The organism is Streptomyces sp. NPDC030799, from assembly GCF_055572255.1.
In genome coordinates, this window is record NZ_JBVIDS010000003.1 from 149,440 (window position 1) to 171,260 (window position 21,821).

Genomic DNA, 21,821 nt, shown 5'->3' on the forward strand with positions numbered 1-21,821 from the left:
GAGTGTTGCCGCCTCCTGGCCTTGCTCCGGGCACTCCCGCTCGGCTGCCGTCTGCTGCTGGGGCGCGCAGTCGGGATGTCCCCAGCCGCCCGTCACCCTTGTGACGACCTCGCCCTTGCCTCATCCGTGTAGCGGGCCGGGCAGGTGCGCGGGTTCGTGGCCCGCACCGAGTCGCGCGGTAGCAGCACTGCCTTCTTGGCCGCCGTCTTCTTCGGGGTTCGGCTTCCCGCCGACCGCCTTCTTCTTCGCCGTCCGCACCCGCTTGATCGCTTCGCGCTGCGCCTTGTAGGCCGCATCTTCGGCTGCTGCCCGCGTGCCGCCTCGGCATCCTTCCATGCCGGGGTCTGTCCCCCGCGCGGACCGTAGAGGCGACTCCTGACGGCCGTCACGCGCCACGCACACCGGCAACCGGTAACAGCGGCGCGCCGAGGCACACCAGTGCGCGCATGGCGCGACGAGCTGTGCGGGCGCACCGCACTGACTTGCCGTCAGATTGAAACCGCAGGCCGCAGGTCATAGGGAAGCAACAGCAGGCCTGGCGCTGGTCCGACCAAGCCAAGGCGATAGCCGCCAAGCGCGCCGACGACCCCCACACGTGGTCGTCGGCGAGGGGCCCTGGACTTCATGCTCACCCGATCCGGGCAGTCCTTAATCTCCTGACCGAAGAGCAGGCTCATCGTGTACAGGTGGTTGTTCGTTGCTGGTCCGGCAGGTACGCCGCGCGTTCCTGCGTGGTCAGGTCGCGGGCGACGGCGCGGCAGATGGCGCTGATGGCCGCGGTGGGGGCGGGAAGAGCCAGGTGCCACTGCCGTATCGACCGGTCGGCGCTGCCGGTGGTCAGGGTGCGTTCGTCCGGGCTGAACGCGATGGCGAGCACGGTGCCTTTGTGCCCGGAGAGTGTGGCGAGTGTGCTGCCGGTGTCGGCGTTCCACAGCCGTACGGTGCCATCGTCGCTGCCGATGGCCAGGGTGTGCCCGTCAGGGCTGAAGGCAACGGCTCCCGCCTGACCGGTGTATCCGGGCAGGCTTCCGCGGCTGTGGCCGGTGCGGGTGTCCCAGAGCCGTACCGTGCGGTCTTTGAGACCGCCGGTGGCCAGGATGCGGCCGTCCGGACTGAAGACCACGGCGGTCACTTCACTGGCGTGCCTGAGCGGGCTGCCGAGGCTGTGGCCGGTGCCCGTATCCCATAGGTGCACGGCGCCGTCGGTGCTGCCGGTTGCGAGGATGCGGCCGTCCGGACTGAACGCCATCGAGGTGATGACGCACGTTGATGTGAGGGGCAGGTGTCTGCTCAGGTGGCCGTCGGCGGCGTTCCACAGCTGCACGCCGGCGTTCGGGCCGGCCGTGGCCAGGGTGTGTCCGTCGGGGCTGAAGGCCATCGAGTGGACCGGGGTGGTGTCTGCCACATTTTTCAGCAGGCGGCCCGTGTCTGTGTCCCACACTTCAGCCCCGAGGCTCAAGCTGTTCGAGGTGGCCAGGGAATGACCGGCTGGGCTGAAAGCGATTGAGTCGGCTTCCTTGGTGTGCCCGGCCAGTCGCACCCGGCGGTGGCCCGAGGTCAGGTCCCACACCTGCACTGGCTGCACACCGAAGCCGGCCGTGGCCAGTGAGTGCCCGTCCGGGCTGAACGCCATGGAGTCCGCTGTCGTGGCAAGACCGGTGAGGATGGGACGGGACTGGCCGGCTGTCATGTCCCACAGCCGCGCGCTACCGCCATCGTCGCCGCTGGCCAGGGTGTGACCGTCCGGGCTGAACGCCAACGCGCGCACGCCGTGGACGTGCCCCGGCAGCCTCCTTTGCCGGCCGCCGGTGCCGGTGTCCCACAACCGTATGACGCCGTCATGACTGCCGGTGGCCAGGGTGCGCCCGTCCGGGCTGAACGCCACCGCGGAAGCGCTCGATCCGGCTTCGGTGACCGCAACATGGGAGTCTTCGGCCAGGCTCCCTCGCTGCTGACCGGTGTGGGTGTCCCAGAGCCGCACGGGGCCGTGGTCGCCGGCCGTGGCCAGGGTGCGCCCGTCCGGGCCGAAGGCCAGTGCGCGCACGCCGCGGGCGTGGGCGGCCAGGCTTCTTCGGAGATGTCCGGTGCGGGTGTCCCAAAGCCGCACGGTGCCGTCGTCGCGGGCGGTGGCCAGGCTGTGGCCGTCGGGGCTGAACGCCAGCGAGGCGACGCCCGATGCGGCCTCGGCGCCCGCGGATTCGGCGTTCACGGCCAGGTTCCCCTGCAGGCGGCCGGTGCGCGTGTCCCACAGGCGCAGAGTGCGGTCGTCGCCCGCAGTGGCCAGCATGCGCCCGTCCGGGCTGAAAGCGGCGGCGACCGTATCGGCCGCTTGCTCACGAAGACCTCTGCGTAGGCGGCCGGTGCGCGTGTCCCAGAGGCGCAGAGTGCGGTCGTCGCCCGCAGTGGCCAGGGTGCGCCCGTCCGGGCTGAACGCCACCGCGAGCACCGACCCGGTGAATTCGGCGAGCCTGTGTCGCAGCGGCAGGGCGAAGGCGGCGTAGAGGCTGTCCTCGGCCTGGGTTGTGGCATTGGTGCGGTAGGCCTGGACGGCCAGCAGCGCAGCAAGATCGGGATCGGTGCTGATGAGGCCAGCGGACTGAGCCGCGAGCTGCCGGGACAGCGCCACCCGGCGAGCGGCCTCTGCATTGCGCCGCTGATGGTCGCTGGTCCGGCTCTGCTGCCACGCGAGCAGGCCGGCAGTGACGGCGACGGTCAGAAGGACAGACAGGGTCGCGGTGAGCATCCGCAGGCGGCGGGTGGTACGTGCGGAGGCCCGCTGCTCCTGCTCGCGCATGGTGAGGCTGGCGGTGAGGAAGGCGCGTTCGAGGCTGGTGAGGTCTGCGGTCGGCCCGGAGCCGAAGTGGTCCTGGGCGGTGGCCAGGCGGGTGCCGCGGTACAGCGCCCCCGGGTCGCGGTCCAGGTCCGCCCAGGCGCGTGCCGCTTCGGTCAGCGTGCGGTGTACGCGCAGGTGTTCGCGATCTTGATCGATCCAGCGGCGCAGCCGTGGCCAGGCGGTCAGCAGGGCCTCGTGGGCGAGGTCGACGGTGTCGTCATCCGCCGTGAGCAGCCGGGCACGGGTGAGGGCTTGCAGGACCTTTGCGGTCTCTTGGCCGCCGACGTCCTGCAGCTCCGCGCGGCTGACAGGGCACCGGGTGTCGGGGGTGCCGTCTCCGGGGATGACCAGGCGGAGCAGCATGCGGCGTGCCGCGCTTTTCTGGCCTTCGGTGAAGCGGCCGTAGACCTCGTCGGCGGTCTTGGCGATAGCGCCGGCGAGGCCGCCGGCTGCTTCGTAGCCGGTCATGGTGAGTGTGCTGCCGCGGCGTCGGCGCCAGATTTCCAGCAGCACGTGCGACAGCAGTGGCAGTCCGCCCGGGGCGTCGGTGACTTCCTCGATCAGCCGGGCGGTCAGCGCCCGTTCCACCGTCAGGCCGCTCGCGGTGGCGGGTTTGACGATTGCTTCGCGCAGTTCTTCCGGGCTCATGGGGCCGACGAGCAGGTGGCCGTCGCGCAGCGCGTCGGCAAGGTCGCGTTGTTCGGCGCAGTGGTTGTAGAAGTCGGCCCGGACGGCGATGACGACCCGTAATCGGCTCCCGGGCCGGCGGGCAGCCAGCAGCAGGCCGATGAACCGGGCACGCTCGGTGCGGCTCTGGCAGAGGGTGAAGACTTCCTCGAACTGGTCGACCACCACGAACGTGTCCGCTTCGGTGTCACTGGTGCCCTGTGGGGCATCCGCGGGACCCAACACGCGGGCGTGGGTGCGGGCCGGGTGCTCACCTGGCGTGAGAATGCGGATCGCTGCCGGGCGTAGCCCTGCTTCCTGGGTGCGCCGGAGGCTAGGGATCAGTCCGGCGCGCAGCAGGGAGGACTTGCCGCTGCCGGAGGGGCCGAACAGGGCCACGAACCGCTGGCTGCGTAGCAGGTCCAGCAGGTCGCCGGTGAGCCGGTCGCGGCCGAAGAACCGGCCGTGGTCCCCGGTGTCGAACCGCGCCAACCCCTTGTAGGGCGGCTCCGCACCCTGCTCGCCATCCGCAGGCTCCGAGGCGGCGACCTCGTCCACAGCCTGCTTCCACCGGGCCTCCCACTCCGACAGGTTGCCCCCGCAGGCTCGGGCGTAGGCCAGGACCACCGGGAGCGTCGGCAACCGCTCACCGCCGGCCGCCTGCGACAAAGTCGTGATGGAGTACCCGGCTCGTTCCGCCAGCACCCGGTAGGCGATCGCGCCCGCCTCGGTGCGCAGTTTGCGCAACTCGAACGCGAAACGCTGCACCGGACCGGCTTCCGGATCGATCGGTACCTCAGGACGCCCCGCCACACCCTCTCCTGCACGTCGCCCCGCACCAGGTCAGCACCACGCTAGGCGCCCGCACCACCCCGCGGAAGGATCGAGCCTGGCCATTGTTTGGTCACCTGAGGAGTCCTGCCGAACAATGCGCCGGCTGCTGAACTCGGTGCTGCGCCCCAAAAGGCCACGCCCAGCGAGGGACTGCCGGAGGGGCACGGGTCCGGTTCACGGAGAGCAGGCTCGACATCCGGCACACCGGAACTACTCGGGGAGGCCGATGCGCAGCCGCCCCCGGAACTGAAACCACCACCACCAGGAAGCGAAGGAGATCCATGCGTATTCGCTACGCCCTGTCGATCGCTGTCGTCGGCGCTGCACTTGCCGTCGGCCCTGTCGCCACAGCCGCCCAGGCGGAAAGCGGCTCGATCAGCAGCATGCCGTCCTACTGCAAGCCCGGTTCAGACGTGAACTACTTTGGGGCGCACTGCGCCACCCAGCGGCTGTATCACGTGAAGGCGTACTGCGACCACACCGACGGCCGGAGCAAGGTGCTCAGGGGGAACGATGCCAGCAACGACGGATGGTCCACCATCCACTGCAACACCCTGGGCTCCGGATGGCGTTACCGCCAGGGCAGCGGGATCGTGCTCATCGGGTAGGCGACGACTCCAGTAGGGCTGCGCGGCCCATCCGCGTCGGTGCCTTCATGGGTGTCGGCGCACTCGGACACACGTAGGTGAGCGCACTGATCCGAGACCAGCGTCACCGACCCGGTGGGTAGAACACTCAGGCCGCTATGGGCGCTTCCCGCAGCAGCGATGCGCAGGAAGCGCCCGAGGTGGTGGCCGGAACGTGAGCCGGCCTCACATCGCCTGAACCACTCGTTCCGCAGGATGCCCGGCGAGCGTCGCGTGATTTGCGCCTCACGTCCAACGCCGGCAACACCGCCAGGAAGGAAGCGGAGCCGCCACCTGGCCAGCGGCCGGCACCCCGGCGCCGGCGTCGATACCGGTGACGACGGCACGGCAGTGGTGAAGCGCAGCCGGGAGGGGCTTGAGCCGCAGCCCGCGTACGTGATCCGACGGCCGGTCATGATTCCGCGTGGCTGACACCTTGGGCCACGCCCAAGAGACGGTCTTGTTGCTGATGCCGATCCCGATGATCGGCGCGGCCTGCGGGGCCTTGGCCACGAGCTCGCGCTGTAGCGGCGGGAGTCGGTCTGCTCCGCGATCCCCAGCGGCTTTGCGAGCGCCTCGTGCAGCCTCCTCCGGGCCCCACTGACCCGCCGCGGTCAGCCCAGTGACACGGTCGTGCTCCCAAAAGCCGCTCGAACTGCTGAATGGACCCGGCTCGACCGACGACGCCCAGGTCCCAGCCCGGCCCAGGCGCGGGCACCCGGTGCACGCCACGATCCATCGGTCCAGGGCGTCCTCGTCGTCGGCGGGTGGCAGGTCGGGGCCGCAGCCGAGCGGGATGCAGAACAGCCGCAGATGGGTGAGGTAACCGTAGGGGCCGGGGTCTCCGCCGGCCCGAGGACCAGGGCGTGCGTGGCGGTGCGCCAGATGCGGTGGATCAGCGGCGGGCCGACGGCCACCGCCACCGACACCAGGGCCCCTTCCCGGACCGTGCCCAGGTGCTCGGTGACCGCCCGCGCCGCCTGCGCAAGCAGGGCCCCGGAGTCCTGGTCGGTGGACGCCCTGTGGCATGTCCAGCCGGGCAGTTGCTGCCGGCCCTCGACACAGCCGTTGAGCCACTTTTCGTTCCTTATGTCCTCGTCGCGGGGGTCGACGGGGCAGATCTCGCCGAAGACGAGGAACCACCGCGTGTCCGGCTCTCCGAACGGGCTGCCGTACTCGCTGCACAGCACGTGTCCGTGTCCGGTGCGGAAGGAGACGCAGCCCAGTTCGTGCTGCCATTCCCATCCGCGCCGTCGCAGCCCTCGTCGACGGAACTCCTCGGGCATGGGGGTGTTGGCCGCCTGGAGCAGCCGAGGGTGAGTACGTCCACGTGCTTGGTTGAGTAGAGCGCCTCATGAAGTGCACGCGGGCTGCCGACGATCATCGGCTCATGAATCCTCAGACCTGTGCGAGGCTCTACGGCCCGTGGAAGTCGACCCCGTCGGCTACAGCCCGTCCAGGGGCCACATTGCTGACGGTTCTGCTCGGCGCTGCCACGGTCCTGTCGATGGCATGGCTGACTTTCCTGGTAGGCATGGTCGCACTGTGGGGTGCGGCGGAAGGGGCGGCTGTCGGTGGCTTTCTCGCGGAGTACGCGGCGGGCGTGGCCGGCGGTGCCACACTGCTCGCCGCGCTCGCCTTTGTGCCCGGGGTGCGTCGCATGACGCCGGCCGGACGTCGGCTGTTGCTGACTGCGGTGGCGTGCCCTGTCCCACTCGTTCTGGCTGTCGTGACCTGGTTGGGCGTGGGCTGACCACCTCTCCTGCCTCGCATCCAACCGTTCACGGGGCGGATCACCGCAACGCCCGTGGTGACGAGGAACGCCGCCCCTCTACTGGCCGAACGGGGCACCGTACTTCGCGAGACATGCCAGCCGGAGCGCCCCTTCACAGCTGTTGTGACTGCGCGTTCCACTGGCGGATGTGCGCTTAATTTGGCCCCGGCCGGTCGACACGGTAGAGGTAGTGGATCCGGTCATCGACCGGGTTGTCCGGCTCCAGGTTTCCGACCCCGACCCGGCTCAGGCCTGCTCGCTCGAGTGCCCGCCACGAAGGGCGATTGGCCGCCACCACCGGGACGAGAACGCACGGGGCGGCCGGGTGTTCGGTCCAGGTTCGCACGATGACGGAGTGGATCATCGCCGTCCCGATGCCCTGACCGGTCCGCCGGGGATCGCCGATCAGGTAGTCGATGGTCACCGTACCGTCAGGTACAGGGACGATGGCCGCCAGCTCGGCCAGGTACTCGGGATAGTCGCGCAGGTGTGAACGCTGTACGAGACCGACCGGTCGACCTTCGAGGAAGGCGAGGAGGTCCTCCGAAGGCTCCTCGCCTCGGGCAGCGGGACCGAAGTCGCGGGCCACCGCTTCCGCCGTGGTCTCGTGATTCCACCAACGCTTCACATGGGGTTGCTGGAGCCACATGCGCAGCAGCGGGAAGTCCTGCTCCTCGATCCGACGCCATGTGATCTCCATGAGACCGCTCCGGGAATGCTCTCGATTTCCTCGCAGGCTACGTGCTGCGCGAACCATACCCAAGGACTCCTGCAGCCCGAGCGCGCTCCATACGCCAAGTGGAATGCTCGACCACACGGGCCCTTTGGGGACTGTCGACGCGGAGATCCGTCACGTCGATCCGGGAGATCGTCGCCACCCGGTCCGGCGTCATGTCCACGGCCTCCGCCGCCAGCAGCGCCCGGTTGCGGCAGGAGGTGACGGTCTCGGGCCAGGGGCGGTCGCGGTCGACGTGCCAGTGGATGCCCGGCCCGCCGACGCCGCGGCGTCCGCCGTTGGGAGTGAGCTCCCAGAACTGGAAGCAGAGCGCCGCCTGCCCGTGATCGGCAAGGTCCCGGATCACCTCTGGCAGGTGTTCCACCGGCCAGAGACCGTTCAGTGCGCCGCCCGAGCTGCGCAGCGCGGCAGACCGCGGCGGCAGGACGGTCTCGCGGCCACCCAGTTCGGTGAGCGCCCAGCGCAGCCCCTCACCCTCGCTGTCGTCGGGCGCCTCCTCGCGTCCCAGGAACGCGTGGTACACCTGCCCCAGGCGTGGCACGGCACGCCGGACGCCCAGTTCGGCCAGGGCCTCGGCGGCCCACTGCCGGACGGTCGCGCTCTCAATGCTCAGCATGCCGATCAGGGTGTCGGCGGGGCGCGGGTCGGCCAGCGCGGTGAACACCTCGATGGCGCACAGCTGCCCGAACGGGTTCAGCGTCGGGGCCGCCGCGAGCAGCAGCTCCAGCGCCTGCGGGCCCAGGGCGATCAGCGTGTGCTGCGCTTCCTCGGCCACCTCCGTCGACTTCGCGTCCAGCTCGGCCACCCTGCGGGTGATCTCGTCCTCCATACGCACCAGTCCGACTCGTGCGGCACACCCACCACCGCCCGATTTCCGCCCGGACCGCGGAGACGGAAGAATATGCCGAGTACATGGCGCATGCTGGAAGGACGTCAATTGACATCCGACATAAGGACGTTCACGACCCCCTCCGCGGAGCGCCCGCCCTCCCCCGTCCCCATCGACTGGGCGGCCGTCGAGGACTGGCTCGGACTGCGGCTGCCGGCCGACTACAAGCGGCTCGCCGACCGGTACGGGCCGCTGGACTTCGGCGAGTACGTGTGGATCCACGTGCCGTGCGTCCAGCGGGACCACTTCGACTACGGCGAGTGGCTGCGCGCGACGCACCGGGAGGCGCGGATCGAGGCGCGGAAGCTGCCCGAGGCCGAGCGACCCGTGCTCCACCCCGAGCCCGGCGGCCTGTTGGCCTGGGGCTGCACACGGGGCAGCGACGTACTGTTCTGGGACACCTCGGCCTCCGACGACCCCGACGAGTGGACCGTGGTGGTGCGGCACTCGGGGGTGGTGCCGGGCAGTGGCCTGCTCCGACGGCACCCGTACGACCTGACGCTCACCGGCTATCTGCGGCACACCGTCCGCGACACCTGGGAGCTCCCTTGTCCTCCTGGCCCGCTGCTGGGCCCGCTGCCGGGCACCGTCGCGCGGACCGCCTTCCTGCCCGACGCCGAGGCGTGGACCCCGCCCGCGCCGGTCCCGCCCCGGCTCACCGAGGCCGAGCGCCGGATAGCGCTGGAGACCGGCACCGGTCTGGACGCGCTGCGGCTGCTGTCGCCGCCACCCGAGCGGCCGTACCTCGGCGGCGGCTCCTGGGAAGGGCTGTTCGCCGAGCTGGGCACACGACTGCCCGGGGAGTACGTGCGGCTGATGGACGAGTACGGCGCCGGCATCTGGAGCGGGTGGCTGCGCTTCCACACCCCGCTCCGGACCGGCGAGCGGCGTTTCCTGACGCACGTCGAGGACACCGTGGACGCCTACCGGCAGCTCAAGGACGGCCACGCGGAGTGGTACCCGCTGGCCATCTGGCCCGAGCCCGGTGGCTTCCTCCCCTTCGCCAACTCCATCGACGGCGACTACCTCGGCTGGCTCACCGAGGGCGGGGATCCCGACACCTGGCCGCTGATCGTCTGGCCCCGCCACGCGGACCAGGGGGCGCCGCTGGAGGGTGGCCTGATCGACACCCTCCTCGACTGGCAGCGCGGCACGCTGGTCACGCATGGGTTCGCCGCCCTGGACGAGGACGACGACCCCGTCGAGTTCGCGGGCTTCCGGTCCTGGGACGACCGCGCCTACTGGTAAGCCCTCGGCCTGCGATCACCCGGTTGCCCGTCCGGCCGGTGCCCGGGGTGTCGCGCTCGTGCCGGCGTCGTACGACGTACCGGCCGAGGCGATGCCCATGCCGCCGTGTTCGGCTGGATGAGGCAAGCGACGACCGCGCGGTCCGGACGGGCCGAGCGCGCGGCCGGACGGGCCCATTACGCTTGGGTGCTCCGACGGACGGTCACCCGCCGGCCAGCGGGGTACGGCGCTCGTGCTGCTGCCCCGGACCAGCACACCCTAGGACGGCAATCGAGTGTCTTTCTTCACCATCGGCCACCGCGGTGTCATGGCCGCCGAGCCGGAGAACACCCTGCGCTCCTTCCTGCGGGCCGAACGCGAGGGGCTGGACGGCATCGAACTGGACCTGCACCTGAGCAAGGACGGCGAGCTGGTCATCATGCACGACGAGACCCTGGACCGCACGACGGACGGCTCCGGTCCGATCGCCGACCAGGAGTTGCGACAACTCAAGAAGCTCGACGCCGGCCTCGGCGAGCGGATTCCCACGTTCGAGGAGGTGCTGGACGCCGTCGGGCCGACGCTGCCGATCCAGGCGGAAATCAAGGACGTGGCCGCCGCCCGGTCGCTGGCGAAGGTGCTCGCCGACCGTGACCTGCTGGACCGGGTCTCGGTGCTGTCGTTCCACGACGTGGCTCTGATCGAGATCCACAACCTGCTGCCGCAGGCCCGCACTGTGCTGGTGGCAGGGCCCCGCGCGCACCGCGACACCTTCGTCGGCCGCGCCCAGAAGGTCGGTTCCACCCTGGTCAGCGTCGAGCTGCGCCAGCTGAACCAGGCCATCGTGGACAAGTGCGGCGCCGCCGGCATCGACGTGATGGCCTGGACTGTCAACGACGAGCGCGACCTGGCGCTGGCCCGGGCGCTCGGCCTGGTGGGCTGCGTGACCGACCAGCCCGGCATGAAGCGGCTGGTCGAGGCCACGGCTTGACCTCAGGGTCAGGGACTCCGAGGTCAGGGCTCGGCACCCCGCGGGACAACCCCCGGATCCGGCTGCCACCTCTGGTGGCCTATGCACCTGACCAGCGCACAAACTCCAGGCCCCCTCCGGCGTACGGGCCAACGCGGCCGTCATGGCCGCCCTGCTGCAGCCCGTCGCAGTCAAGAGCGACCCACCCGCCGTCGGACCTGCTAGGCCGTTCCGTTCGGATCACCTCGCCGACCAGATGAAGATGGCGGCGATGTGGAGTCCGGCCAGGTAGACGGTCGCGGTCTTGTCGTATCGAGTGGCCAGACCGCGCCACTGCTAGTACATCGACGAGGGGTGTGCACCAAGCACCGTTGAAGTTTGGCGGTGGACCAGGCCGAGCGTGAGTCGCTGCTGCGGTACGCGGCCGACTGCGCTCGCCTTGCGAGCGGGCGTCCTGATTACCGCTTAGCAACAGCTGACGACCGGCCCCGGCGCGGTCCCCCCACCACCATCCCGTGGCGGACCGCACTTTCGCACGTCTGGGACCAGGCATGGGGCAACCCCACCAGAAAAGAAAGATGGCATCGCGTGCGTTGGGACGGCCAGTCCATCAGGGTTGCGCACTGACTTTCGGGCATCCTGGCCTTTACCGCGGACGGTACAGAGAACGCTGAGGATCTTGACCTGACCATCCTGGGCAAGCTCCCCGGCGTATTGCGAAGCCCAGTACGAGTGACAGGCACACCATGGAGCCGCAGCGCCATGAGCACACCCTCACCTCCCTCCTCCACACCTCCGCCCTGGCCGTACTGCGGCAGGGGCGCGGCTCCTGCCGCCGACATCATCGGCTGCCGCGGCATCCGCGTCCGAGGACACACCGCTTGTCTGGCGCACCTGGCCAGCACCGACCGGTACGCCTACCTGTACGCCCTAGCCCCAGGCGCCAATATTGACCACCGCGGCACCACCTTCACTCAGGACTTGCTGAACCGACTCCTGAACGCACTCCGCGATCCCACCACCGGGCACCCTCGTGCCGGTGACGCCAAGTTCGAGTCGGCGACCTTCGAGGACGACGCCAAGTTCGAGTCGGTGACCTTCGAGGGTGACGCCAAGTTCGGGTCGGCGATTTTCAAGGGCTACGCCTGGTTCCAGTCGGCGACCTTCGAGGGCGACGCTAGTTTCGGGTTGGCGACCTTTGAGGGCGACGTCGACTTCGGGTCGGCGATTTTCAAGGGCGACGCCAAGTTCGCGTCGGCGACCTTCAAGCGCTACGCCGAATTCCGGTGGGCAACCTTCAAGGCCCTCGCAAAGTTCGGGTGGGCGACCTTCGAGGACAGCGCCGTGTTCAAGCGGGTGACCTTCGAGAGCGACGCCGTGTTCGAGTTGGCGGCCTTCGAGCGCCACACCTTGTTCGGATCGGCGACCTTCGAGGGCGATGCCAGCTTCAGGCGCGCGACCTTCAAGGCCATCGCCTGGTTCCGGCGGGCGACCTTCAAGGCCAACACCTGCCTGAGGGGCGCGACCTTCGAGGGCGACGCCGACTTCGGGTCGGTGACCTTCGAGGGCGACGCCGACTTCGGGTTTGCGACGTTTAGGGGCAACGCTGAGTTCGGGTATCGCCGAGGTGAGCCTGCGAGTGAGTAGTTGCGGTACAGGATGCCTGGGGCACGAGGCGGGGTGGGGTGTCCGCGGTTGCGGCGAGGGTGGGCGTGGCCAGGGCCGGGGTGAGGGGTGGCGGCGGCCCGCAGTGGACTTGCAGGGCCACATCGACCTTGACCTCAACCAAACTTGAGCTTTTAGGTTCCTTCCAGAGCCGCAGGAACCGACCAGCGGTGCCTTTTCAAGGAGGTTCGCCGTGACCGAGCGCACGGACCACATTGAGATCCCCGACCGCTACCGCTATGCCGTGATCCCGCACATCATGGTCGACGACGCCGCCGCGGCGATCGATTTCTACCAGCGGGCGTTCGGCGCCCGTGAGGACTTCAGGATCGACGCTCCGGGCGGCGGGATTCTGCACGCCGAGATCACCATCGGACGGTCGGCCCTGATGCTGGGCGACGCCAGCGTGGACGAGGCGGAGGCCGCCTCCTTCGCCGCACCGACCGCGCTCGGCGGAGGTACGTCCGTCACGCTGCATGTCTTCGTGCCAGACGTCGACAGCCTGGCGGAGCGCGCAGAAGCTGCCGGCGCTGAGATCCTCCAGCCGCCGAAGGACATGTTCCACGGTGACCGCACCGTCATCCTCAAGGACCCTTCAGGTCACATATGGGTATTTCTGACCCACGTGGAAGACGTCTCGCAGGAGGAGCTTCGGCGCCGCCTGGCCACCGCCGGGTGACTGGACCCCGTGCGCGGTGATCCGAACCGAATTACCGAGCGCCGCACCTGACGGAACTCGCCGACTGAACCGCCCGGTCATGCCTGGGCTGCTTGCCACCGGTAATGGCCGGCCCGCGATCGGGCCTGGTGACGACGTCGCCAGTGGGACCAGCTGAGCCGGTGATCCGCGTCGTGGACGGGCTGGACGACGAGTGTGATGAACAGGCGCTGGATCTCGTTGCAGGTGAGTGGGATCGGCTCACCTGACCCGGGGTGGTGGGCGTGCTCGTCGGCGCGGACGACGGCCAGGAAGGCGTGGGCGAGCATGGCGAGGGTGACCCAGCGGCTCCAGGAGGGGTAGCGGCGGACCTGGTACTCATCGAGCCCGGCCAGGCCCTTCCCGGCCTGGAAGGTTTCCTCCACCCGCCACCTGGAGCCGGCTGTCTTGACCAGGGTGCTCAGCGGGACCGGCAAGGTGGAATGGCAGTGGTAGTAGGCGAGTTCACCGGTGGTGCGGTTGCGGCGGATCAGCAGCTGGCCGTGGCCCGGTGCCGGGTCGGCGAGGTCGATGACGGCCCAGTCGTAGAAGCGGTGGCCCTTCGCGCCGCGTCCGGCCGACAGCTTCTGCCAGGCCCGCTTGGGCAGCTTCGCCACCAGCGCGTCGGCGCGGAACTTCCCTGCTTTGGTGGCTACTTCAGCCGAGCAGGCCACGGCGAGCACATAGCCCATGCCGCGTTCCTCCAGAGCCGCCCTCAGCTTCGGGTTGCCGCCGTACACCTCGTCGCCGGTCACCCAGTCGATGCAGTGTCCGGCGTCCAGGAACCGTTCGATCATCACGCGGGCCAGCTCCGGCTTGGTCGCGAAGACGGTGCCCTCTCCCAGCCCGGCCGCCTGGCATCGCTCGGGGTTGGTAGTCCAGGAGCGCGGGACGTACAACTCCCGGTCCACCGTCGCGTTCCCGCGGGATCGCGCACGGCGTCGGCGTCCCAGGACGCTCGGCACAGCAGATGCTGCATGCCGTGCGGGGTCTTCTCCCCGGCCCGCCACCGGGGTTCGACCCGGGCAAACCGGCCCGCGATACGGCCCATGGCCACCTCGAACGCCTCCCGCCAAAGGCCGGAATCTCTGCTGTGACCTGCGGCCACCGTCTCTTCGTAAGTCCACACAACTCACGATGATCAACGGTGGCCGCACCCGTTCCCGGACCGCCCCCACCAGCGAGATCACATCTACAGCTGGAGTACTAACCAGCTCGAAAGTGATTGATTCTGATCAAAAAGCGCGATCAAAGCAAGCAATCGTGTCATTATTGCGCCAACCCTTGCTCCCTGAAAGCAATTACCCGATAATAACGGTCGATCATGGAGAGCTCTTCTGTGGGCGGGGGACGTGGGCGTTAAAAAATCATGCACAGAGAGATCCCTCTACAAGCCGGGCCGCGGGAGCAGATGGACGGCTGCGGTACTCGCCCTCTTATTGCTCTCGCTCGTCGGCGTCGTCCAGAGTCCCGCAGTGAGCGCCGCTACCTGCGCGCTCCCGCCACAACAGGCGCTCGCCGCGGCACGCGCGCGGATGCCGGGTTCCAAGGCGATGGAGTTCCCGATCGCCAAATACCCGCCTTTGGGAACGGTCACGATCGAAGCGTTCATTCGGGCGCGGGAGATCTGGGTCAATCCCGGGTTCGACTTCCGTAGCGGCGACATGCTGCTCCCCGCCTCCGTGACGCCTTCCGCTAGGCCGACACTCACCGCTATCTACGGACACGAGGAATTCCCAGGACTGTTTCTCCAGGGTGACGGCCGGGACGTGAGCCTGAACTTCCCACCCGAAAAGACACGCGCGTTTGCGGTGCTCGATTTCGCGGCCGGGACAGGATATTTCATCGTCAATAAGTCCGTGAGTAAACTCAGGACCCCACTGCCCATTTCCTCTGGGACCTACACAGCACACAAGAGTTGGGATGCGCGGCCCACCTACCGGCAATGGGGAGGCGCCAACAACTGGTTCTACGCCGACTGGATTTCCGGAGACGTATACCGGTTCCGCACCCACATCAAGGAGTCGGCCTTCGGAACGTCGTGGTTCGCGCCGGGGATCGACGTACAGGTCTCGGTGAACAAGGACACCGGTCAGGCGACGGTCAGCGGCGACACCTTCCCGACGGTCGCGGTGCACCAGCCGTCGGCGTGCCGCACTCTGTTCGTTCGACCTGAGAACAAGCCGGCGGACCTCTACGTCTACGAGGCGCCGGGAGACATCGCTCCAGGTCCCCAGAACGCGACGCCCGTCACGACCCAACCGCCGCCCGCTGGCGGGGTCAACCGACCCCCCACCGCCGCCTACAGCTACGCGCGCCGCGCGGGAGCGGGCAACATCGTCGCCTTCGACGGCCGCTCCTCCACGGATTCCGACGGCAGGATCACGTCCTGGCAGTGGCTGACGGGCACTCAGCAGATCGCCACGGGGCCCACTCCGACCGTCGCGCTCGGGACCGGCACCTCGAAGACCGTCACTCTCAGGGTCACCGACAACCGAGGTGCCACCGCCTCCATGACCAGGACCCTGGCCCTGGGCAACCGCGCCCCCGTGATCGCAGCGGTTTCGCCGACGTCAGGCTCCGTCACCGGGGCCAACGTCCCCACTCTTGCTGCGATTGCGCGGGACGATGACGGAGACGCCCTACAATACGCGTACCGTGTAACCGGGCCCTCCGTCGATGTCTCGTCGGGATGGGTCAACGGCCAATGGACGGTTCCCCCACACCGCTTGGATCCGGGGACCGCGTATCAGTGGTCCGTGACCGTCCGGGATCCCTCCGGTGCCACCGTAACCAAAACGGCGACGTTCACCGTTGCCACGCTACCAACGGCCAGTGACGTCGTATCCACGTCCACCGGAAGCGGCTACTGGCAGGCGGACACCTATGGAGGCGTCTTCTCCTACGGAGACGCGCCGTTTCACGGATCTCTGCCGGGACTCGGCGTACGGGTGTCCAACATTCTCGGAATGGCACGCACGCCGACCAACGGTGGGTACTGGCTGGTGGGGCGGGACGGTGGCGTGTTCGCCTTCGGTGACGCTCCGTTTGTCGGATCGCTCCCAGGCCTAGGAATACACATCGACAACATCGTCGGCATGGCACCGGCCAAGGACGGCAAAGGCTACTGGCTCGTCGGGAGCGACGGCGGCGTGTTCGCGTTTGGAACAGCCAGGTTCCACGGCTCGATGGGCGGCAAACCACTCAACGCCCCCGTCGAGGCCATCGCCCCCACCCCGAGTGGTAACGGATACTGGCTCGTGGCCCGCGACGGAGGCGTCTTCGCCTTCGGTGACGCACCGTTCTACGGCTCGATGGGCGGCAAGCACCTGAACGCCCCCGTCGTAGACATGGACGCGGCACCGGACGGCAGGGGCTACTGGCTCACCGCGGAGGACGGCGGAGTGTTCGCCTATGGCTCCGCCGGATTCCATGGCTCGCTCGCAGACAAGCGCCTCAACGGCCACATCACCGCCATGTCTGCCACTCCCGATGGACACGGCTACTGGCTCAACGCCTGCGACGGCGGAGTCTTCGCCTTCGGCAACGCCGTATTTCACGGATCCAGGCCCACGTACCAATGTCGCGGGACGTGACCACCCCACCCCGGTCCGACCTCCGCTCCGCCCAATTCAGGACCCTTGCAGCAGTCGGTCTTGTCACCGAGTCCGGCGGCCCGGCGGCGGTCGGGGTCCGAGGTCCAGGAACGCGGAACGTACAGTTTCGGTCTACCGCGGCGTGTCCGCGGCGGCCGGCGTAGACGAGATAGACGGCGACCTGCGCGTTCTCGATCCTGCCCGCGGTGCCGGTGTACTGGCGCTGGACACCGACGGTGTCGGTGCCCTTCTTCACGTCGCCGGTCTCGTCGACCACCAGAACCGCCTGGTCGTCCCGCAGATGCTCCACCACGTAGACCCGCACGTCGTCGCGGACCTGGTCGGCGTCCCACTTGGCCCGCCCGAGCAGGTGCTGCATGCCGTCCGGGGTGCTCTCTCCGGCCCACTCTGCGATGGTCCAGCAGTTTTTGCGCGGCAGGTCCGACAGCAGCCCGAGCACCAACCGCCCGACCCGACGTCGGGGTTCGACCCGTGCGAACCGGCCCGCGATCTGGGCCATCAGGCCCTCGAACGCCTCCTGCCAGCGGGCAGGGTCTACGCTGTGGCCTGCGGCCACCGCATGATCTTCAGTCTTCACACACCGATGATCAACGGTGGCCGCACCCGTCGCCACAGCGCGTCAGGTCGCGCAGCGTCTGTCTGCCGTCATGTGTCTGGAGGACTTGTGCAACGTGGCGAAGTCTGGTGGGTCCAGTTCGACGAGCGGAGGTTGGTCGTACTGCTGTCGGGAGACGGCACGTCCGGGATCCGGGTGATGCAGGTCGTCGCTCCGGCGGGCGTCGACATCAGCGGTCTGGGCATCGAAGTGACGGTCGGCGCCGGTGAAGGACTGCCGTTCGAAGGCGTGCTGCGGCTCGCGTTCCCGCGTCCAGGCTTCACCCCGTGCACGTGGCTGACCACTGTGTCCCGGGACGACCTGATAGAGCGGGCGGCCGTCCTGTCCTCCGTGAAGCTCAGCGAGATTGACGACGCCCTCCGACTCGCTGAACAAGCGCAGGAGCGGACCCCGGCCACGACCGCGACGCTCAGCGAGATAAGGGATGCCCTCCGTCTCGGTGAACTCGGGTAGACGGACAAGGAGCCGACGCCCGCGACGGCGTGGGCGATCTCGGGCGAGATGATCGACGCTGGCCACCTGCTGCCTCGGCGCCCCTCACCACCGAGACTGGTTCTCTTCACGCGATTCGACAGCAGTTGTTCATCCCTTCGAAGGGCACCCGAACCGGGCCGCGTTCGATGTTCATGAGAACGAACAGCACCCGGCCACCGGTGGCGAGCTGCGGGTGTCTGCGCCGCAGGGCCGCCGCCTACTCGGGTCAGGGGTTCCTCAGGGGCGAGATCAGGGACAGTCCGGAGGCGTGGATGCCTCGAACGGCCCTAACGTCGGTGTGGCGGGTGCCGATGCCCCCGACCGGTGACCCGATGGAAAGGCGAGCGAGTGTTCCGGAACAAGGCTCTACTGGCACAGGCTCCGAGTCCGGCCTTCGTCGGTGCGGAGAGGCTGGGCCACATTGCCGGCCTGACCGCCGTGCACAAGACGTACGGTCGCGGCGACAACCGGGTGCGGGCGCTCGACGGTGTGGACATCGGCTTCGCGGCGGGCACCTTCACCGCCATCATGGGTCCCTCGGGCTCGGGCAAGTCGACGCTGCTGCAGTGCGCGGCGGGCTTGGACCGGGTCGACGCGGGCGAGATCCTGCTGGACGGCGCTCCGTTGCACCGGCTCTCCGAGCGGGCGCTCACCGAGTTGCGCCGCGAGCACATGGGCTTCATCTTCCAGTCCTTCAACCTGATCCCGGCACTGACGGCCCGACAGAACGTAGAACTGCCACTCCGGTTGGCCGGGCGCTCCATCGATCCGACGGCGATCGACAAGGTGCTGGCTGAGGTCGGCCTCGCCGAGCGGGCCGAGCACCGGCCGACCGAACTGTCCGGTGGCCAGCAGCAGCGTGTCGCTATCGCGCGGGCGCTGGTGACCAGGCCCAAGGTGATCTTCGCGGACGAGCCTACCGGTGCGCTGGACTCGCGTACCGCGCGTGAGGTCCTGGCGCTGCTGCGCGGAGTCGTCGAGCAGCACGGGCAGACGGTCATCATGGTCACGCACGACCCGGTGGCCGCCTCGTACTCCCAGCGGGTGGTCTTCCTCGCCGACGGCCAGGTGACCGGTGAGCTGTTCGAGCCGACGGCCGAGTCCGTGGCCCTGCGGATGGCCGCGCTGGAGCCCGGCGAGAGCGAGACGAAGCCGTGCTGAGCATCGCCGCAGCCACCCTCCGGCACCGTCTGATGGGCTTCGTGGGCGCCTTCCTCGCCCTCGCCCTCGGCACGACGATGATCGGCATGATGACGCTGACCCTGGCGGCCACCTTCGGCACTCCGCATCCGGGGCCGCAACGGTTCAAGGAGGCCTCGACCGTCATCGCGCCACGGGGCTTCCAGGGGCGCCCGATGAAGGCCCCCGCAGTGCTGCCCGCCGACGTGGTGACCAAGGTGACCGAGGCCGGACGAGCCACGGCCGACCGCAGCTTCCCGGTACGGCTGAGCCCCGGCCTCGGGGAGACGACCGGCCACCCCTGGAGCTCGGCCGGCTTCGCGGGCTACCACCTGGTGGCCGGGCGTGCGCCGCAGGCCCCGGACGAGATCGTCGTCGCCGGCGGCGGCAAGTCGCTCATCGGGCGTGAAGCCGAGGCCGTCACCTCCGACGGTGCCGGCCGCTACCGGGTGGTGGGCGTCACCGACGCGCTCTGGTTCGAGAACGCGGTCTTCTTCAGTGGTGCCGAGGCGCAGCGCCTGTCGCCCGGCGTCAACGCACTGGTCACCGACCAGGACGTGAAGCAGGTGTCCGCCCTCGTGGGCGGCCGGGCCGTGGTCCTCAGCGGCCACGACCTGACCCGGGTCGACCCCGATTCCACCGGCGGCGCCCAGGCGCTGGCCAACGCCCAGGCGATGGCAGGCAGTACGGCCGGGCTGGCGGTGTGCGTAGCGGTGTTCGTCGTCATCGCGACCTTCGCCTTCGCCACCGAGCAGCGCCGCCGTGAGCTGGCGCTGATGCGGCTGGTGGGTGCCGCGCCGCGGCAGGTGCGGCGCATGGTGCTCGGCGAGGCGATGCTGATCGGCCTGGCGGCGGCGGCCGCCGGCTGCGTCCTCGCCCCGCTGTGCACCGTGCCGCTGCGCTCCTGGATGCTCGACCACGACGTTGCCCCGTCTTGGTTCACCATCCCCGTCAACCCGCTGCCGCTGCTGATCTCCTTCCTCATGGGCGTGGTCGCGGCGCTGGTCGGCTCGGCCGCCGCCCTCGTCCGGGTCTCGCTGATCCGGCCGATCGAGGTGCTGCGCGAGAGCGTGGTGGAGCGTCGCGGAATGACGCCGGTCCGCTGGCTGCTCGGGACCGGGATGCTGATCGGCGCAGTCGTCGCGGGGATCGTGATCTCCCGGACCGAGCCGTATCTGGCGGCCAGTGCCCGCAAGTACGAGGCGGTGCCGGTCCTCTACGTCGGCACGGTCACCTTGCTGGCGCCGATCCTGCTGCGACCGGTCACCCGGCTGCTGACCGGCCCGCTGCGCGGCTCGGCCAAGGCCGGCCCGCTGCTGGTGCGCGAGAACATCCTCGCCTCCCGAAGGCGTACGGCCGCCACGGTGGCGCCGATCGTGGTGGCCGTCGGGCTGGTCGGCGCTCTGCTGACGATGCAGAAGTCCGGTGACGCCGCGGTCCTCGCCCGCCAACAGCAGGAGATAAAGGCGGCGGACGTCGTCGTGCCCGGCGGTTCCGGGATCGACGCCCGCACGCTGCAGCGGCTGACGGCCGTGCCCGGGGTCCGGGTCACCCCGGTCGCCTCGATGAACGTCCGGATCGGCACCGCCCAGGGCGAGCAGATCGACTCGCTCACCACCAACGCGGTGCCCGCGGCGGCACTGGGCACCACCATCAAGCCGCCCGTGCTCTCCGGGTCGCTCGCCTCGCCGCCGGACAACTTCCTCGTCATCGACGAGCACGCGGCCCGGTCCGACGGCCTGTCGGCCGGGGACCACGTGGTCGCGCTACTGCCCACCGGCGAGAAGGTCCGAACCGTCATCGTGGCGGTGGTCGCGCGCGGTCTGCAGGGCGACGACACCTATGTGTCCGCGTCACTGACCGGCGCGTTGATGCCGAGTCAGGTCTATCTCGACTCGAAGGCGGGCGCGGGCCGGCCGCTCGACGAGCAGCAGACGGCCGCGGTGAACGAGGCGCTGTCCGGCTCCGGCGCGCACGTGATGACCTACGGCGCCTACCTGGAGGCCCAGCGCGCGCACGCCGCCAAGCAGACGAACAACGCCGCGGTGGTCATCCTGGGGATCGCACTCGCCTACGCGCTGATCGCGGTCGCCAACACGCTGATCATGGCGACGGCCGGGCGGCGGCGGGAGTTCGCCCTGCTCGGGCTGGCCGGCACGGTGCGCAGCCAGATCGTGAAGGTCGCCGCCGCCGAGGCTGCCGTGGCGGTGGTCGTCGGCACCGTGCTCGCCGCCGTGGCGACCGGCCTTGCCGCGGCGACCCAGCAGGTCTCGCTGAGCAAACTCGTCGCCGGCGCGCCGACGGTGATCCCGTGGGCACAGCTCCTGGGAACCATCTCGCTCTGCGCCCTCGTCACCGTGGTCACCGCGTCGGGAGCGACTTGGCGGGCAACCCGCCGACGCGCGATCGAAGCCGCAGGCATCCGTGAATAGAACACGGCCGGGACCACGCGCGGGCCGCTGGGTCGTTCCCGCCTCTCGTCAGCCGGCGGCTGCTCGGCGTCCCTGCCGAGCGCGGCCAGAGCCGGCGTCCCGGTACTCCCAGGCGTCCTCGTACTGCGTCATCTGCCGCTCGGTGTACCGCTTCACGCACGAGGCGCCCTTCACGCCCAGGTGCTCAGCCAGTCCCTTTCCGAGGCCTCCCCGGAATAGTGGTCTTCGCTGTTTCACGACCGAGGCAGTGATCGGCGCGGTCGCCGGCGCCCTCGGTCCATCCCTGCCTGACGTCGTGATGGAGATCGTCGTCGACGTCGCCCAGGGCAACGCGGGCGGTGGCGGCACCCCGGCCCGTAGCCTTGCGTCCCAGGCTGGCCTGGTGTCCGAGGATGCCGGACGGACCGGGGGAATGGAACTGCCGGCGCGTGGCGAACGGTTGAGGCCGGACGCTCGGCCTGAGCCATGTTCTGCTCGTCGGTGTGTCTGCCCAGGCAGTGGCGGAAGGAACAGCGGCTGCGCAAGCGCCCCGGCGGCTGTCCAAGGCGAGGCCGGCACGGTTGAGTGCCTCGGCCCGGCTGCGGCA

At 69.4% G+C, this 21,821-nt stretch carries 14 protein-coding genes and 1 pseudogene; 10 read left to right on the top strand and 5 right to left on the bottom strand.

Going from position 1 to position 21,821, the window contains the following annotated elements:
- Positions 1 to 673: 673 nt before the first annotated feature.
- Positions 674 to 4,312: an nSTAND1 domain-containing NTPase gene (locus tag ACZ41I_RS08300; RefSeq protein ID WP_468513543.1), complete on the bottom strand. Its 3,639-nt coding sequence runs from the start codon at positions 4,310 to 4,312 to the stop codon at positions 674 to 676.
- A 302-nt stretch (positions 4,313 to 4,614) separates the two neighbouring features.
- Between ACZ41I_RS08300 and ACZ41I_RS08305 the strand changes: the two genes are divergently transcribed.
- Together ACZ41I_RS08305 and ACZ41I_RS08310 are read left to right on the top strand one after the other, a co-directional pair.
- Complete coding sequence (locus tag ACZ41I_RS08305; RefSeq protein ID WP_363220338.1) at positions 4,615 to 4,941, top strand: hypothetical protein; 327 nt, start codon at positions 4,615 to 4,617, stop codon at positions 4,939 to 4,941.
- Positions 4,942 to 6,427: 1,486 nt separating this feature from the next.
- Positions 6,428 to 6,712, top strand: a complete 285-nt coding sequence (locus tag ACZ41I_RS08310) for a hypothetical protein (RefSeq protein ID WP_468513544.1) — start codon at positions 6,428 to 6,430, stop codon at positions 6,710 to 6,712.
- Positions 6,713 to 6,887: 175 nt separating this feature from the next.
- On the opposite strand, the gene ACZ41I_RS08315 is transcribed toward ACZ41I_RS08310, so the two are convergent.
- On the bottom strand, positions 6,888 to 7,433 hold the full coding sequence (locus ACZ41I_RS08315; RefSeq protein WP_468513545.1) for a GNAT family N-acetyltransferase: 546 nt from the start codon (positions 7,431 to 7,433) through the stop codon (positions 6,888 to 6,890).
- A gap of 37 nt (positions 7,434 to 7,470) precedes the next feature.
- A complete protein-coding gene (locus tag ACZ41I_RS08320; protein ID WP_468513546.1) occupies positions 7,471 to 8,298 on the bottom strand; it encodes a HEAT repeat domain-containing protein in 828 nt (275 codons plus the stop codon).
- Positions 8,299 to 8,406: 108 nt separating this feature from the next.
- On the opposite strand from ACZ41I_RS08320, the gene ACZ41I_RS08325 reads away from it, so the two are divergent.
- The 4 genes from ACZ41I_RS08325 (at position 8,407) to ACZ41I_RS08340 (ending at position 12,899) form a co-directional block, all read left to right on the top strand.
- On the top strand, positions 8,407 to 9,606 hold the full coding sequence (locus ACZ41I_RS08325) for an SMI1/KNR4 family protein (RefSeq protein WP_468513547.1): 1,200 nt from the start codon (positions 8,407 to 8,409) through the stop codon (positions 9,604 to 9,606).
- A 274-nt stretch (positions 9,607 to 9,880) separates the two neighbouring features.
- Positions 9,881 to 10,576 (top strand): glycerophosphodiester phosphodiesterase, encoded by a 696-nt coding sequence (locus ACZ41I_RS08330; protein ID WP_468513548.1) that lies wholly within the window; start codon positions 9,881 to 9,883, stop codon positions 10,574 to 10,576.
- Between the two features lie 741 nt (positions 10,577 to 11,317).
- Positions 11,318 to 12,202, top strand: a complete 885-nt coding sequence (locus ACZ41I_RS08335) for a pentapeptide repeat-containing protein (protein ID WP_468513549.1) — start codon at positions 11,318 to 11,320, stop codon at positions 12,200 to 12,202.
- A gap of 211 nt (positions 12,203 to 12,413) precedes the next feature.
- Positions 12,414 to 12,899 (top strand): VOC family protein, encoded by a 486-nt coding sequence (locus ACZ41I_RS08340; protein ID WP_468513550.1) that lies wholly within the window; start codon positions 12,414 to 12,416, stop codon positions 12,897 to 12,899.
- 269 nt (positions 12,900 to 13,168) lie between these two features.
- On the opposite strand, the pseudogene ACZ41I_RS08345 reads toward ACZ41I_RS08340, so the two are convergent.
- A pseudogene (locus tag ACZ41I_RS08345) lies at positions 13,169 to 13,968 on the bottom strand (IS701 family transposase); the annotation flags it as partial.
- A 424-nt stretch (positions 13,969 to 14,392) separates the two neighbouring features.
- On the opposite strand from ACZ41I_RS08345, the gene ACZ41I_RS08350 reads away from it, so the two are divergent.
- Positions 14,393 to 16,513: a PKD domain-containing protein gene (locus ACZ41I_RS08350; protein ID WP_468513551.1), complete on the top strand. Its 2,121-nt coding sequence runs from the start codon at positions 14,393 to 14,395 to the stop codon at positions 16,511 to 16,513.
- Here the strand turns inward: ACZ41I_RS08350 and ACZ41I_RS08355 are convergent.
- Complete coding sequence (locus ACZ41I_RS08355) at positions 16,428 to 17,033, bottom strand: IS701 family transposase (protein ID WP_468513863.1); 606 nt, start codon at positions 17,031 to 17,033, stop codon at positions 16,428 to 16,430. The genes ACZ41I_RS08350 and ACZ41I_RS08355 overlap by 86 nt on opposite strands.
- Positions 17,034 to 17,198: 165 nt before the next feature.
- On the opposite strand from ACZ41I_RS08355, the gene ACZ41I_RS08360 reads away from it, so the two are divergent.
- The 3 genes from ACZ41I_RS08360 to ACZ41I_RS08370 all read left to right on the top strand — a co-directional run bounded on the left by ACZ41I_RS08360 (position 17,199) and on the right by ACZ41I_RS08370 (position 21,235).
- Positions 17,199 to 17,603 carry a type II toxin-antitoxin system PemK/MazF family toxin gene (locus tag ACZ41I_RS08360; protein WP_468513552.1) on the top strand — a complete coding sequence of 135 codons (405 nt, stop codon included), beginning with the start codon at positions 17,199 to 17,201 and terminating at the stop codon, positions 17,601 to 17,603.
- Positions 17,604 to 18,035: 432 nt separating this feature from the next.
- Positions 18,036 to 18,785: an ABC transporter ATP-binding protein gene (locus ACZ41I_RS08365; RefSeq protein WP_399776029.1), complete on the top strand. Its 750-nt coding sequence runs from the start codon at positions 18,036 to 18,038 to the stop codon at positions 18,783 to 18,785.
- Positions 18,779 to 21,235, top strand: a complete 2,457-nt coding sequence (locus ACZ41I_RS08370) for an ABC transporter permease (protein ID WP_468513553.1) — start codon at positions 18,779 to 18,781, stop codon at positions 21,233 to 21,235. The genes ACZ41I_RS08365 and ACZ41I_RS08370 overlap by 7 nt, the downstream gene beginning before the upstream one ends.
- Positions 21,236 to 21,821 lie beyond the last annotated feature (586 nt).

Excerpts from the sequence above, each read along its gene's own strand:
- ACZ41I_RS08305 (WP_363220338.1), top strand. The coding sequence starts at position 4,615 with ATGCGTATTCGCTACGCCCTGTCGATCGCTGTCGTCGGCGCTGCACTT.
- ACZ41I_RS08315 (WP_468513545.1), bottom strand. The coding sequence starts at position 7,433 with ATGGAGATCACATGGCGTCGGATCGAGGAGCAGGACTTCCCGCTGCTG.
- ACZ41I_RS08320 (WP_468513546.1), bottom strand. The coding sequence starts at position 8,298 with ATGGAGGACGAGATCACCCGCAGGGTGGCCGAGCTGGACGCGAAGTCG.
- ACZ41I_RS08335 (WP_468513549.1), top strand. The coding sequence starts at position 11,318 with ATGAGCACACCCTCACCTCCCTCCTCCACACCTCCGCCCTGGCCGTAC.
- ACZ41I_RS08355 (WP_468513863.1), bottom strand. The coding sequence starts at position 17,033 with ATGGCCCAGATCGCGGGCCGGTTCGCACGGGTCGAACCCCGACGTCGG.